Origin of the sequence: Rossellomorea sp. SC111 (assembly GCF_024733565.1) — a bacterium.
Classification (GTDB): domain Bacteria; phylum Bacillota; class Bacilli; order Bacillales; family Bacillaceae_B; genus Rossellomorea.
Genome location: NZ_JANIOC010000004.1, coordinates 203,853 through 217,057, shown reverse-complemented (window position 1 = coordinate 217,057; position 13,205 = coordinate 203,853). Strand labels below are relative to the sequence as shown.

At 42.0% G+C, this 13,205-nt stretch carries 16 protein-coding genes and 1 riboswitch; of the genes, 13 read left to right on the top strand and 3 right to left on the bottom strand.

The window, feature by feature from the left end:
- Nucleotides 1-61: 61 nt before the first annotated feature.
- From NQ095_RS06825 to NQ095_RS06795, 7 genes are all read left to right on the top strand, one after another.
- Nucleotides 62-403 carry a TRAP transporter large permease subunit gene (locus NQ095_RS06825; protein ID WP_309137619.1) on the top strand — a complete coding sequence of 114 codons (342 nt, stop codon included), beginning with the start codon at nt 62-64 and terminating at the stop codon, nt 401-403.
- A 12-nt stretch (nt 404-415) separates the two neighbouring features.
- Nucleotides 416-721, top strand: coding sequence for a cupin domain-containing protein (locus tag NQ095_RS06820; protein WP_258262724.1), 306 nt, complete (start codon nt 416-418; stop codon nt 719-721).
- 686 nt (nt 722-1,407) lie between these two features.
- A complete protein-coding gene (locus NQ095_RS06815; RefSeq protein WP_258262843.1) occupies nt 1,408-2,889 on the top strand; it encodes an Lsa family ABC-F type ribosomal protection protein in 1,482 nt (493 codons plus the stop codon).
- Nucleotides 2,890-3,068: 179 nt separating this feature from the next.
- The gene (locus NQ095_RS06810; protein WP_258262723.1) at nt 3,069-4,376 is read left to right on the top strand and encodes a spore germination protein; all 1,308 of its coding nucleotides are present in this window, start codon (nt 3,069-3,071) and stop codon (nt 4,374-4,376) included.
- Nucleotides 4,369-5,442: a spore germination protein gene (locus NQ095_RS06805; RefSeq protein WP_258262722.1), complete on the top strand. Its 1,074-nt coding sequence runs from the start codon at nt 4,369-4,371 to the stop codon at nt 5,440-5,442. The genes NQ095_RS06810 and NQ095_RS06805 overlap by 8 nt, the downstream gene beginning before the upstream one ends.
- On the top strand, nt 5,439-6,512 hold the full coding sequence (locus tag NQ095_RS06800; protein ID WP_258262721.1) for a Ger(x)C family spore germination protein: 1,074 nt from the start codon (nt 5,439-5,441) through the stop codon (nt 6,510-6,512). The genes NQ095_RS06805 and NQ095_RS06800 overlap by 4 nt, the downstream gene beginning before the upstream one ends.
- 225 nt (nt 6,513-6,737) lie before the next feature.
- On the top strand, nt 6,738-7,190 hold the full coding sequence (locus NQ095_RS06795; protein WP_258262720.1) for a GNAT family N-acetyltransferase: 453 nt from the start codon (nt 6,738-6,740) through the stop codon (nt 7,188-7,190).
- 74 nt (nt 7,191-7,264) lie between these two features.
- Here the strand turns inward: NQ095_RS06795 and NQ095_RS06790 are convergent, their stop codons facing one another.
- Entirely contained in the window at nt 7,265-8,125 is an 861-nt protein-coding gene (locus NQ095_RS06790) for an STAS domain-containing protein (RefSeq protein ID WP_258262719.1), read from the bottom strand.
- 15 nt (nt 8,126-8,140) lie between these two features.
- On the opposite strand from NQ095_RS06790, the gene NQ095_RS06785 reads away from it, so the two are divergent.
- Together NQ095_RS06785 and add are read left to right on the top strand one after the other, a co-directional pair.
- Nucleotides 8,141-8,278 carry a hypothetical protein gene (locus tag NQ095_RS06785; RefSeq protein ID WP_258262718.1) on the top strand — a complete coding sequence of 46 codons (138 nt, stop codon included), beginning with the start codon at nt 8,141-8,143 and terminating at the stop codon, nt 8,276-8,278.
- A 95-nt stretch (nt 8,279-8,373) separates the two neighbouring features.
- A riboswitch (purine riboswitch) is annotated at nt 8,374-8,473 on the top strand.
- A gap of 53 nt (nt 8,474-8,526) precedes the next feature.
- Nucleotides 8,527-9,543, top strand: coding sequence for an adenosine deaminase (gene add, locus NQ095_RS06780; RefSeq protein ID WP_258262717.1), 1,017 nt, complete (start codon nt 8,527-8,529; stop codon nt 9,541-9,543).
- Between the two features lie 44 nt (nt 9,544-9,587).
- Here the strand turns inward: add and NQ095_RS06775 are convergent, their stop codons facing one another.
- Together NQ095_RS06775 and NQ095_RS06770 are read right to left on the bottom strand one after the other, a co-directional pair.
- Entirely contained in the window at nt 9,588-9,770 is a 183-nt protein-coding gene (locus tag NQ095_RS06775; protein ID WP_258262716.1) for a CsbD family protein, read from the bottom strand.
- A 166-nt stretch (nt 9,771-9,936) separates the two neighbouring features.
- Nucleotides 9,937-10,299 (bottom strand): VOC family protein, encoded by a 363-nt coding sequence (locus NQ095_RS06770; protein ID WP_258262715.1) that lies wholly within the window; start codon nt 10,297-10,299, stop codon nt 9,937-9,939.
- Nucleotides 10,300-10,508: 209 nt separating this feature from the next.
- On the opposite strand from NQ095_RS06770, the gene NQ095_RS06765 reads away from it, so the two are divergent.
- The 4 genes from NQ095_RS06765 to NQ095_RS06750 all read left to right on the top strand — a co-directional run bounded on the left by NQ095_RS06765 (nt 10,509) and on the right by NQ095_RS06750 (nt 12,932).
- The gene (locus tag NQ095_RS06765; protein WP_258262714.1) at nt 10,509-10,913 is read left to right on the top strand and encodes a DUF4181 domain-containing protein; all 405 of its coding nucleotides are present in this window, start codon (nt 10,509-10,511) and stop codon (nt 10,911-10,913) included.
- A gap of 174 nt (nt 10,914-11,087) precedes the next feature.
- Entirely contained in the window at nt 11,088-11,429 is a 342-nt protein-coding gene (locus tag NQ095_RS06760; RefSeq protein ID WP_258262713.1) for a PadR family transcriptional regulator, read from the top strand.
- Nucleotides 11,426-12,412 (top strand): HAAS signaling domain-containing protein, encoded by a 987-nt coding sequence (locus NQ095_RS06755; protein WP_258262712.1) that lies wholly within the window; start codon nt 11,426-11,428, stop codon nt 12,410-12,412. The genes NQ095_RS06760 and NQ095_RS06755 overlap by 4 nt, the downstream gene beginning before the upstream one ends.
- Before the next feature lie 100 nt (nt 12,413-12,512).
- Nucleotides 12,513-12,932, top strand: a complete 420-nt coding sequence (locus NQ095_RS06750; protein ID WP_258262711.1) for a DUF4181 domain-containing protein — start codon at nt 12,513-12,515, stop codon at nt 12,930-12,932.
- Nucleotides 12,933-13,205 lie beyond the last annotated feature (273 nt).

The window sequence follows — 13,205 nt, the reverse complement described above, 5'->3', positions numbered from 1 at the left end:
AGTTTATCCCAATGGATCTTGTTTATGAGTACATAAATCGGGAAGCATGGGGACGGTCATCTTGATCATCATTGCATTCTTCCTGTTCGTCGGTACGTTCATGGACGCAATCCCGGCCATGATCTTATTCGTACCGGTCATCCTGCCGACAGCCAATCTATTCGGAATGGAGCCAGTGCATCTTGGACTGATCGTGGTCATGACGCTCGCCATCGGACTCGTCACCCCACCTTACGGGTTATGTCTCCTGTTGGCAGCGAAGATCGGTAAGCTCAGCATCGAGAAATCCTTCTCTGCTGTCATGCCGTATATCTTGATTGTCCTCGTCGTGTTATTATTCGTCGCATTTTTACCGGAAGTGGCATTTTATCTTCCGAAATTAATAAACCCAAGCCTATTCTGAGGAATCAGCTAGATGGAAAAAGGAGAGTCGATCGCAATGGTAAAAAGAGAAGTGTTAAGCAGTGAAGGTTCCATGATGCTCGTGAAGGTGGAGCTCTCGGAAGGATTCGTCGGTGATATCGATCAGCATCCGGAAGAGCAATTGAGCTTTATTGAAAAAGGACAAGTAGAATTCGAAGTCGATGGAGAAAAACGAATCCTGAAGCAAGGGGATACGCAATATATTCCTTCGAGCATCCAGCATCGGGTGAAGGTGCTCGAGGAGTGCGTGATCTTGGATATGTTTTCGCCGATTCGGAAGGATTTGCTGCAGGGATAAAAAAGAGCTTCACCCCATTATTCTGGGTGTGAAGCTCTTTTTTTATTGTAAACTGGTTTTCGATGCTTTTTCCTTTTAAATGGGTGCCAAGGTGCCTGTCCCCTTAGGTCCTGAGTGGGGTGTTACGTTGGATAAGTGAAAAGGAAGCACGAGAACCGTCCCCGTGCTTCCCAGGCAGGGAACATTCGTGATATACTTAAGTTCGAAAAATGAATGTTTCATTTTTCTCTGAGACGTGGATAGATGATGATACTTTAAATCAATACGAGAGAGCTGATGAATGAACAATGATTAACTAATCTATATTTTGTGTGAATCGAATAAAAGTTCGAACATGTAAGTATAGGATTAGTCTGTTCATTTTTATAAACTTGTTTATGTCTTATTGGTTATGGAGATCATTTCCATCCCATGAAAGACGTATCCAATATGAGTGTATGACAATCCTTCCAATAACTATGGGGGGATTTTTTTATTCTCTCATTGATGCGAAGTATACTTTTCATCATTCTATCCACACTCTAATTGGTAAAGGAGAGATGAGATGAGTACCGACACAAGTGTTGTGCATGATCCACTCCGTATAAGTCGTTCCTGTCCATCAAACTTATACGGAGTAAAATAGAATCGATGGATAAGTCGACTTTGTATATCAGGAACATGCAATATACAAAGGAGGAATTATGATGTCAATGATTCAAGTGCAAAACCTGACTTTTTCTTATCCAAGCAGTTTTGATCCTATATTCGAAAATGTAAACTTTCAAATAGATACAGATTGGAAGCTTGGGTTTATCGGACGAAATGGAAGAGGGAAGACCACATTTTTTCATTTGTTATTAGGAAATTATGAGTATAGCGGGAAAATCAATTCTTCGGTTGAATTTAATTATTTTCCTTATCCGGTAGCCGATAAAAGCAAATACACTCATGAAATTTTAGAAAGCATATGCCCTCAAGCAGAAGACTGGCAGTTCCTTCGGGAGATTTCGTATTTACATGTCGACGCCGAGGTAATGTACCGTCCATTTGAGACGTTATCCAATGGGGAACAAACGAAGGTGTTGCTTGCTGCACTTTTCTTAAATGAAGGTCAATTTCTGTTAATCGATGAGCCAACCAATCATTTAGATACGAATGCCCGAAAGATGGTTGCAGACTATTTAAGCAAGAAAAAAGGATTTATCTTAATTTCACATGATAGGCATTTTGTGGACGGGTGCGTTGATCACATTTTGTCTATCAATAAAACAAATATAGAAGTTCAAAGTGGAAATTATTCTTCCTGGAAGCTGAATTTTGATAGACAACAGGAACATGAAGAAGCCACAAACGAACGCCTGCAGAAAGACATCGGGCGGCTACAACAGTCTTCGAAACGGTCAGCGGGTTGGTCAAATCACGTGGAAGCGTCCAAAAGAGGAACCACGAATTCTGGTTCTAAATTGGACAAGGGTTTTGTAGGTCATAAAGCAGCGAAGATGATGAAACGATCTAAAAACCTCGAAACAAGACAGCAAAAAGCCATTGAGGAAAAATCAAATTTGCTGAAAAATGTAGAAAAAACAGAGGCATTAAAAATAGAGCCATTGGAACTTCATTCGAAAGAATTGGTGAGTCTGACGGATGTGTCCGTTATGTACGATGGTAAAATCGTGAATAAACCGATCAGCTTTAACCTGGAACAAGGAGATCGCGTCATCCTTGATGGGAAGAATGGAAGTGGGAAAAGTAGTATTTTGAAACTGATCTTAGGAGAGCCCCTTCAGTACAGAGGGACAATGAAGGTAAGTTCGGCTCTTGTTATATCGTATGTACATCAAGACACTTCTCATTTGAAAGGCATGTTATCTGACTTTATTGACGAGCACCTGATTGATGAGACGTTGTTTAAATCCATTCTACGGAAGATGGACTTTGACCGGATTCAGTTTGAAAAGGACATTTCTCATTATTCTGGTGGACAAAAGAAAAAATTGCTTATAGCGAAAAGCTTATGTGAGAAAGCCCATTTGTACATTTGGGATGAGCCATTAAACTTTATTGATATTTATTCACGCATGCAGATTGAAGAGCTTATCCATAGCTTCAACCCAACCATGCTTATGGTGGAGCATGATCAGGCATTTCAACAAAATGTTGCCACGAAAAAAATATCTATGGAGTGAGGTACATTATAAAAGTAGATTTGATTCTATATGAGTACGATGAAAAGCGGTGACCGGATTTCCCGGTCACCGTTTTTGTGTGGAAGGAAGCAACAGAACCGTCCCCGCGCTTCCTGAATAAAATATCCACGATATGGATAAGTTGTTTTTAATGATGTATTTAGAGGAGCTTCCCTTATATGGATTCTATTTTAAAGGAAATCAAGGATGTGCTTGGTAGTAACGATGACTTTTTCATGCTGGAGCAAATCATTGATCATAAACACTTTGTATTGCTTGGTCTGGATAGCCTCATCGATATGCCCAAAACGATACAGGCTCTCGAGAAACATTTTCATCTGAGTGGTGAAGGGGAGTTTTTACATCAAATTGAAGAGAAGAAAGAGCAAAGCGATCTTATTCAAACAATAGTAGAAGGCAAACTGCTTATTTATATAAAGAGTCAAAATGCTGTGATTCCTTTTGTTGACACGGTCGGCAGGGAATTGAGCCGGGGAATCGAGCCACCTACGAATGACAATATTCTACAAGGTCCTTTACTTGCTTTCACTGAGGATCTGACCACGAATATCGGCGTGATCCGCAAAGAGATTAATTCCGTTAATTTGAATGTGACGGCCTATTCATTTGGTAAGGAGCAAAAGAAGAACGTTTCGCTCCTATTTCGTACGGATAAAGTCAATGCGAAGCTGAAGGATGAAATCATTTCCAGAATGGAAAGAAATAAGCACTTAGAGTTAAACAACTTACAAGATATCTCGAACATGCTGGGATTTCCAAAAAGAAATGTGATCTCGAGTTTTAAAACGACTGAAATTCCTTTAGAGGTTTATAGAAGCCTGGAAAGAGGGAAGATTGTATTACTTTTAGACAGATTCCCATTCGCTCTAATCCTTCCCAATGTATTTTCAGATCTGTTTTTTCTGGAGAATGACCGAAACTATTCATATCCGATCATGTTCGCCATGAGACTGCTTAGAATAACGGGAGCTCTTATTGCCGTGATTCTTCCTGGATTATATGTAGCATTGGTTTCAGTGAATCCGGAAATGCTCAGAATAGAATTAGCATTATCTGTTGCCCAGTCTCGAGAAGGGGTACCATATCCTGCGTTTATAGAAACGATGTTAATGCTCCTTATTCTGGAGTTAATATTGGAGGCGAGTTTAAGACTTCCAAAAAGCGTTGGCCCAACGATTACCATGGTAGGAGGGATCATCTTGGGACAGGCGGTTGTAGAGGCAAGATTAGTCAGTAATCTGCTAATCATCATTTTAGCTGCGACAACGATCGCCAATTCGACCATCATTGGTTTCGCCAATTCCCTATTCATTCGAATCTTTAAGTATCTCCTATTGATACTTTCCGCCATATTTGGTGTATTTGGATTATTTGCAGGCATATTTTTTGTTTCTGCCTATCTAGCCGGTTTTAACACGTTAGGGATGCCTTATATTACGATGAAAGGAGAAAATAATAGTGGATAGAAGCCTGTATGTCAGTATATTGTACATATTAACTCATGTGGGACTCATCCTTTTCTTGTATCCGGCCAATATTATAATGAGTACAACTCAAGGACACTGGATTCCGATTATGATTGGAGTCACTATCCATTTCATCTTACTCTATTTATTGTTGAAGGGGATCAGTCGTTTTCCTGACAAAGACATCATTACCATTTACAAGGACAAAGGGAAGGTTCTCACATTTATTTTTCTTGCGCCAACCTTTATTTACTTTCTAATGGCAAACATCATTTCTGTGCGAGCCTATTCCGAGATTGTTTCCATCGTATTCCTTTCAAAAACACCTCTATGGGCTATTATGGCTCTTATCATGACGGTTGCATGCTACTTAGCACTTAAGGGGATTGAAGGGATAATCAGAACCGGCTACTTAATTTTCCTGCTATTGTTTCCTATCCTTTGTTTTATTATGATTTCCTCTTTTCAAAATGTGGATTGGCGCTATATCTATCCCCTATTTCCCCATGATTTCTCCTTCTTAACCAAAGCTTCTTATTTAAAAAGCTACTTTGCCATTGGTGGCTCTTTTCTGTTTCTGGGCTTTATTCACCCATTGGTTCCGTTCAAAGGAAGAAAGATTATGTGGACAGGAATTGTTCTTATACCAATCTTCCTGTTATCTGTTTATGTACCTGTTCTTACTTTCGGACAAGCAACGACTTCCCATTTCATATTTCCGTTTGTCATGACGGTAGACGCTATTCATTTGACCTGGATTATGTTTGATAGGTTAACGGTGTTCTTCTTACTTAGCGTTGTCATTTTCACCCTCCTGTACATTTCATTAGTATTATGGATGCTTGAGAGAATCATTCGCATGTGTCTATGGCCAAGTGCCAAGTCGTCATTGCTTATTATTGGACTATCTATATTTATCTATTTGGTGTGCTTATGGATTGATAATTGGGAAGGTGTGGAGATGCTGTTCAAATGGAATACGATCATACGATTCATCGTCATACTTGGTGTCCCAACCTCAATCTATTTCCTTGGTGTGAATGAAAGAAAGGGGGAGAATGTGTGAGCAAGAAGAACGTAAGGAAGGGGATTTCCCTCTTGTTAACCGTTGTATTATTAAGCGGATGCTGGGATAACAGGGATATTAACCATCGGGTCATGCCAGTTGTGTTGGGAGTTTCGAAAGAGATGGAAAAATATAAAGTCTACTTGCAAATCCCAGAACCTCAAAATGGCACGATTATGACCCGGGTGGTGATCGGGTATGGTGAAACAATCAATGAAGCAGTGGAGAAGATAAGTACCAACATAGAACAAGATGTCGATTTATTACATGTAAAGGTTATTGTATTGGAGAGAAGATTAGCGGAAGAAGGGGTAGAAGATCTGATTTCTGGAATTATGAGATCAAGAGATATCTCTGCCAAAGCACTCGTTGCCATATGTGATGACAATATAGGGGATTTCTTTGCCAGCATGGAAAAGGATACTCCTCCCAGTGGCACCAGTCTCTTCGGTTTTTTTGAGAAAAATGCTGGATGGGATCCGGAGATTGCTTTAACAAGGGTGTGGCAAATCTACAGGAGTATCCATTCCTATACAAGAGATGTTGCCGTACCTCTTCTTCGACGTGGAGAGACTACCCTGGTAGAGTACAAAGGGGCGGGGGTAATCAAAAACGGAAGAATGGTAGAAGAAATCAGTCCCGATGAAACGTTATTATATAATGCATTTAATGGGGAAAGCACTCAAGGGAAAGTAGAAGTAACCAATGTAGGAAGTGTATTAATTCTTGACGACTCAATGTCTCATAAGAGTACCTTCATTCATGATCGGCCATCTTTAGTAACCAACATGAACTTTGTTATCATGGTATTAGAAACAAAAGGGAACCCTTCAGAAAAAGCAATAAAAGAGGATTTCGAAAAAATTGTGACGAACAGGTTTGAACAGATGGTCACCAAACTACAAAAATCCGAAGCCGATATTTGGGGACTGGGTCAACTGTTTCGAAAAGAAATACCCCGCCAAAACTTAAAAGACTGGCGTTCAAAGTATTACCCTGAATTGAATGCATCATTTATCATCAAAGTAGAAATTCAAAACACAGGGAATTTGAAACTGACCAATGAATAGGGAAGCATGGGGACGGTTCTGCTGCTTTGTTTTTGACTAACTAGGAAGCACGGGAACCGTCCCTGTGCTTCCTTCAAAACTGCTATAATAATCTCATTGAATCTTATCATCTATGTCAATAAGCCACGGAGACAGGCGACTTTCTTGCCCGTTTTAGGAAAACTGGCCAAGGTCCCTGTGCTCTTTTAAATACTAACAATATAGATAGTAGAGGTGTCCTATACCATGAGCTGGAAGGTGAAAAGCTTTAATGAACTATCAACCCATGAACTATACGAAATTTTACAAGTAAGGACCCAGGTCTTTGTAGTGGAACAGGAGTGTCCGTATCTCGAAGTCGATGGGAAGGATCTGCACGCCCATCATCTTTATAAAGAAGAAAGCGGTGAGGTGGTCGCTTATGCGAGACTCTTGCCTGCTGGTATTTCTTATAATGAACCGTCCATTGGGAGAGTTCTCGTGAAGGAAACCTATCGCGGGAAAGGGTTTGCAAGCGAGCTGGTTAAAAGAGGATTGAGTTTCATCCATGATGAGTGGGGGGAAGAAACGGTGAAGATCCAGGCTCAGGAATATTTGCGGGAGTTCTATGGGTCATTTGGATTCAGGGCGATAACGGAAACCTATCTGGATGATGGGATCCCCCACATCGATATGGTGTTGCAGAACCCTACACGTTAAAACGTGCTAAACAAGCCATGTGGACAGATCCCGTGGCTTGTTTAAGTTGCCGATATGGGAGCATGAGAACCGCCCTATGCTTCTAAAAATTTCTCCAATGCCGTATGAAGGCTGGAGGTTACGGCGATGTTGGAAGAATCGATTCCGAGGTTGGTCATCGTCTGGGCGATCTCTGGTCTAATTCCGGATAGGGTGGTTTCGATTCCGATCAGGGATAAGGCATCCACTACCTTGAAGATGCGGTCTGCCACCATCGTATCGATGATCGGAACGCCGGATAGGTCAATCACCATGTACTCAAGAGATAATTCGTTCCCTTTTGAAAGTGCTTTATCCATCAGTTCCTGAGCTCTTTCTGTGTCAATGTCACCGATTAAAGGGAGAACTCCCACTTGCTTCGTTATTTTGATCACCGGGATGGATAACTCCAAGGCTGTCGCTTCTGCCGCATTGATCCGTGTATAAAATCTTCTAGAATACGACAGTGTCAGCCAATGCACGGCCCTGTCCACCACTGCATCAAATTCAGAGATCAGGTTATAAAATTGATCAAATGACATTTCGAATTTTGAAGCTTCCTCTTTAATGATTTGCCCGATTAAATTCCGGTAATCCCTCACTTCATCCAGGGCGACTTCCAAAGGAAGATTGAAGTTAACGAGTGTATCGACAGCTTCCGATCCCCACTCCTGTAACTGTCCGAAGGCCGTGTCCAGGCCACTCTCAAACGATTTCGCATAAATGTCGATGATATCCTCACGCCAGCTATGAAGCTTCGATTCTAAGTTGCGGTACTCGCTTGACCGTAGATTATCCTTTTGAACAATCAGCTCTTGCTTTTGGCTCAATACTTTATCACAGATTGCTTTCGTATACGTTTGTCTGCCTTGATCGATCATGGTACGTAACGCCTCTCCTTTCAATGTGGTTTCCAAATATATTTTAACATAATGGATGGTGAGCAGTGGAGTGGGAACGTCTGGGGTGGGGGAGGGGCCAAGCACGGGAATTGGGCTGATAGCAGGGATATCAAAGAGATCCGTGAAGTAATGTGGCTGATTTGCCACGTATCCTTGCCCGTTAAGTAGGGCTATTCCACCCTTGGTTCATCAGGAAAGTGGGGTGGGAACCGTCCCCGCGCTTCCCTTGACATTCAACCGGAATTTTATTATCTTTATAAAAAACCGAATACGTTTTTCACATTCGTATAACTCCAATAATATGGTTTGGAGGTCTCTACCAGGAACCGAAAAATCCTGATTACGAAGAAGATACTTTCACTTGTATTTTCTTCGTAATCAGGATTTTTTTTTATTGAAAATTGAGGAGGTACAACATGAATTATTCTACAATGCCAAAGATTGAACTGCACTGCCATCTGGATGGGAGTGTCAGACCTGAGACGATTATTGATTTAGCAAAGAAGGACGGTATCGATATTCCTTCCTTTGATAGAGGAGAGATGAGAGGGGAACTCATTGCCCCGTTGGATTGCGAATCATTGGATGAATACTTGGAGAAATTCTCGATCCCTAATGACGTGATGCAGTCGAAAGAAAATCTAAAGAGAATCACCTTTGAGCTTTATGAAGATGCAGCGGGGGAAAACGTGAAATATATGGAGGTACGGTTCGCCCCGCTGCTTCATACACGGAAAGGATTATCGGTCGAAGAGATCATTGGAAGTGTCATTGAGGGAATGAAAGAAGCGGAAGAACAATACGATATTAAAGGGAATATCATTCTGTGCTGTATGAGAACGATGTCTCCGGAAAGTGCCTTTGAGGTTGTGGAAAAGGGGAAGGGTTTCCTGGGAAGAGGCGTCGTCGCTATCGATTTATGTGCGTCGGAAGAGGAAGGGTTCTGCGGGAAATTCATCAAACCGATCGCATTGGCGAGAGAATATGGATACAGAGTCACGATCCACGCAGGTGAAACGGGAGTCGGAAGAAATGTACTCGAGGCGGTTGAATGGCTCGGGGCAGAACGAATCGGACACGGCGTCTATATTACAGAATGTCCGGAAGCGTATCAGGTTGTAAAGGATAAGGGGATCGTGCTTGAAATCTGCCCGACGAGTAATGTCCAAACGAAAGCCGTTAAAGAGTTCCGCGATCACCCGCTCTACGATTTTCACAGGGACGGAATCAAGATCACGATCAATACTGACAACAGAACGGTATCTGATACCACGATGACGAAGGAATGTGAGTTAGTGTGGGGTGAATTTGCCATGAGTGAGGAAGACTATCGAGAAATTTATATGAACAGTGTGGAAGCAGCTTTCGTAACTGAAGAGGTGAAGGAAGAGTTGAGGGGGAAGCATGGGGACGGTTCTGCTGCTTCCATATGACGTGAAAGGAAGCGCGGGAAAAGATCCCGCGCTTCCGGACTGCGTTACCAACTCTTTTTAACGGATTCCTTCACATCTCCAACTTTTTCTTGAATCTTCCCTTTATCTTTGTCGCGTTCGCCTTCTGCAATCGTAGAGTCGTCGTTTGTCAATTTCCCTAAACCTTTCTTCAAATCGCCCTTTGCCTGGTTTCGCTTTCCCTTTACTTGATCATGATTTTCGCTCATTTTTCACTACCTCATTTCTATAGTTTTAAATCTTATTATTCAATATCCAATGGGAGTGAAAATAAACCAAAAGGCAGTCGGGAAATAGTGGGAATTTGGTGATTGGGTACGGTTACGATTTAACTTTTTATAAAAAAAGCGGAGGAAATGGTTCTCCCCCTGCTTCTCAAACTGCTTGGATCATTTCCACCCGATTTCCGAAAGGGTCCCTGAATTCAAACCGTTCGAATCCGGGTATCGGTATCCCTTCAAGGATTTCAATGTTATGCTTCTCCAACATGTTTCTCCAAGTTGAAATATCATCGACCTGGTAAGCTAAATGGGCTTTCGTTTTGGAACGGTCGACCCCGTTTTCCGTGCCGACGTGAACATCTCTATCTCCAACCTTCAGCCAAAATCCACCCCGGCCTTTTAATGAGCCGGGTTTATCCACTTCAGGTAATCCGAGAATGCCGCAATAGAAGTCCTTCCCTTCTTTTTCAGAACCTTTTGGAATGGTGATCTGGACGTGGTGTAAACCTAGAATCATCGAATCTCCCCCTAATGTGAGTCGAACTTATACCGGTGAATATAACCTTAATCCAATCCTAGCTCTCCCATTTTAATAAGTAAATGACGATTACTTTATGATGTGTGATAAGATTTACTTATTATGGATAAATATGCTATTTGGAAAGGAAGGTCATTGAAAACTTCATTATTTGAAAATCGTCAAATAGATAAACAGGGGTGTGCTGAATGTTTTGGTTGAAATTTGTCTTCATTATGATAATTATGTTTGCACTTATTTCATTTGTTACATTCATTCTACGAAAAACGTTTAAGATTGAGAAAGTAAAGAAGGAGTTCTTTTCTAATCATTATATTAATGAGTTGCATCGTAAAGTAGACAAATGGGTGAGGCGTACGACCGGGATCTCCCTCGTTATACTCATTTTCGTTCAGATTGAAAATGAGGCTTTTGATTACTTGTTGATACTGGGAATGATTTTTTCCGCCATGTTGGAATATGGTGTGAAAGCATTCTTTGAGTATAGATATAGTGAAATCCCTAAGCAGGCGATCTTAACGTTAACTGAACTGTTCCTAGTGCTGACAGCCGTAGTTACAGTTGTTCAAATGGGATTGCTGGGTTCTTTTTAGGAAGCACGGGGACGGTTCTGTTGCTTCTTTTTTTATCAAAAAGGAAGCACGAGAACCGTCCCTTTGCTTCCTTGAAAAAATATCTTTCTTTTTTGCACGTCCATAGTGTATGATACATAGTATAAAGCATATAGTGTACGACACATAGTATAGATCAATCAAAGAGGTGAATATATGGATAAGTCACTGCTGACATCCTTGACGACGGAGCTGCGGAGGGGGACATTGACCCTGGCCGTATTAAGTCAATTGCGGACACCGCAGTATGGATATTCACTCGTCCAACTACTGGAGAAAAGCGGAATTTCGATGGAGCAGAGTACACTTTATCCACTGCTGCGCCGGTTGGAGAAACAGGAACTGGTCACAAGCAGCTGGGACCGTACGGAAAGCAGGCCGAGGAGATATTATGTGCTGAGCGAATACGGCACTGAGATCTTAGGACAGTTACAGACCGAATGGGAAAAGATGTCCGGGGAATTGGCCAGTTTATTAAAAGGGGATGAGGAAGGATGAAGCTTGTTGAACTCTATATTCAAGAAGTGATGAGAAGGCTGCCGGAGAAGAACCGGGACGATATTGCCTTGGAGTTGAAATCCACGATTGAAGATATGTTGCCGGAGGATTATACAGAGGATGATGTCAGAGAGGTCCTGACTTCACTCGGGAATCCGGCTGTGCTTGCCTCGAATTATCAAGACAGGCCGATGCACCTGATCGGGCCAAGATATTATGACCTGTATGTGACGCTCTTGAAGATCATTCTCCCGATTTCTGTAGCGATTACGTTCATTGTGTTCGCCGTTTCATCTGTCCTGGGCTATTCAGGGGAATCAAGTCCCATCGAGGTCTTCTTGTCTATCGCAGGAAATGGGCTGGGCGAGGCAATCGGAACAGCCATGCAGGTCTTCTTTTGGGTGACCCTCACCTTTGCCGTCATCGAGCGGACCGTTTCAACCCACAGTCAGCTTCCCATCACTATGAAAGGGAAAGAGTGGACGCCTGATGACTTGAAAGACATCCCGTATATCCCGAAAGAAAAACGAATTTCCAAGTTTGAGATTTTCGGGGGCTTGGCCTGGACGATCATTTGGTCAACCGGTTACTTTAAAGCGTCAAGTATCGTCGGATTGTATGAAAAGACTGACAGCGGAAGAGAATTCACTCCGCTCTTTAATCAGGAAGTGCTCATCGGGTATTGGCCGTTGATCGTGTTCCTGATCGGCTTGGAACTTCACCTGCTTTTTAGAAAATGGACAGTGGGGGTCTGGACCAGGAAGCTTGCGATCGTGAATGCAGTCTATCAGTTCATTCCTGTTCTAGCCTTTATGTTCATGTTCAGAAATATGGAGTTGCTGAATGCCGGATTCACAGATCGAATACAGGAACTGTTCAACGGCTCCTTCAACTTCCAGTGGCTCTACCTGACCATATCTGTTGGGTTACTAGTCGCAGCGGTGATCAACAGTTACGATGGATTTAAAAAAGCCTATAAATGAGCATGGGGACGGTTCTGTTGCTTCTTTTTCTGCAGCGGACATACCAACGTAACGTCTAGTGTATGGTTTTAAAAAATCTTTTTCAGAAAGGGGGAGGAAGATGGGACTCTTCTTCCTGAAAATAATTCTCATCATACTGATATACCTATTATTGATGTACACATTCCACCGCGGGATAAGCAGTTGGCTCGGAGTGAGCAAAAGGAAAATATTTTCCCATCATATCATCAATGAACCACATGAAAAAGCGGATACCATGCACAGGAGAATCATGATGGTCGCCTTGTTCTCTTGTGTTATTATCGATGTATTTTTTGATTTTAAGCACTGGTACCAAAATCCTTACTCATACATGCTGCTCCTTCTCATCAGCGGTTCATTCTTGAAAGCCTATATGGAATGGAAATATGTTGAGGATAAACGTGAATATAAATATACCGTAATGGAAACAAGTTTCGGTTTTGGTCTATTAATCTTGTTATTATCAGTGGGAATTAGTTTTTTAAACCATTCATTCTAAGAGCATAGGGACGGTTCTGCTGCTTCTTTTTTATTGAAAAAGGAAGCACGAGAACCGTCCCTTTGCTTCCCTTAAAGATTGTCTGTACTAATCCTTGGGGCTTCGGGTTCCAGTGAGGCAGCGGCTCTGGCGTTATCATTGTGTCGCTCGGTTTTATCGGGTTTTTCGGTTTCTTTGGATGGTTTCTTTTTGTCGGGCATCCTATCACCTCCTATGGATAATATGCTCAATTTCTACTGGAAAGATGAATATGGCAAGCCCATGAGGATTAAA

Bases quoted from the DNA above. Each gene is read 5' to 3' on its own strand.
- NQ095_RS06755 (WP_258262712.1), top strand. From the start codon at position 11,426: ATGAAGCTTGTTGAACTCTATATTCAAGAAGTGATGAGAAGGCTGCCG.
- NQ095_RS06770 (WP_258262715.1), bottom strand. From the start codon at position 10,299: ATGATTCTAGGTTTACACCACGTCCAGATCACCATTCCAAAAGGTTCT.
- add (WP_258262717.1), top strand. From the start codon at position 8,527: ATGAATTATTCTACAATGCCAAAGATTGAACTGCACTGCCATCTGGAT.
- NQ095_RS06775 (WP_258262716.1), bottom strand. From the start codon at position 9,770: ATGAGCGAAAATCATGATCAAGTAAAGGGAAAGCGAAACCAGGCAAAG.
- NQ095_RS06815 (WP_258262843.1), top strand. From the start codon at position 1,408: ATGTCAATGATTCAAGTGCAAAACCTGACTTTTTCTTATCCAAGCAGT.
- NQ095_RS06785 (WP_258262718.1), top strand. From the start codon at position 8,141: ATGGATGGTGAGCAGTGGAGTGGGAACGTCTGGGGTGGGGGAGGGGCC.
- NQ095_RS06760 (WP_258262713.1), top strand. From the start codon at position 11,088: ATGGATAAGTCACTGCTGACATCCTTGACGACGGAGCTGCGGAGGGGG.
- NQ095_RS06750 (WP_258262711.1), top strand. From the start codon at position 12,513: ATGGGACTCTTCTTCCTGAAAATAATTCTCATCATACTGATATACCTA.
- NQ095_RS06795 (WP_258262720.1), top strand. From the start codon at position 6,738: ATGAGCTGGAAGGTGAAAAGCTTTAATGAACTATCAACCCATGAACTA.
- NQ095_RS06820 (WP_258262724.1), top strand. From the start codon at position 416: ATGGAAAAAGGAGAGTCGATCGCAATGGTAAAAAGAGAAGTGTTAAGC.
- NQ095_RS06765 (WP_258262714.1), top strand. From the start codon at position 10,509: ATGTTTTGGTTGAAATTTGTCTTCATTATGATAATTATGTTTGCACTT.
- NQ095_RS06810 (WP_258262723.1), top strand. From the start codon at position 3,069: ATGGATTCTATTTTAAAGGAAATCAAGGATGTGCTTGGTAGTAACGAT.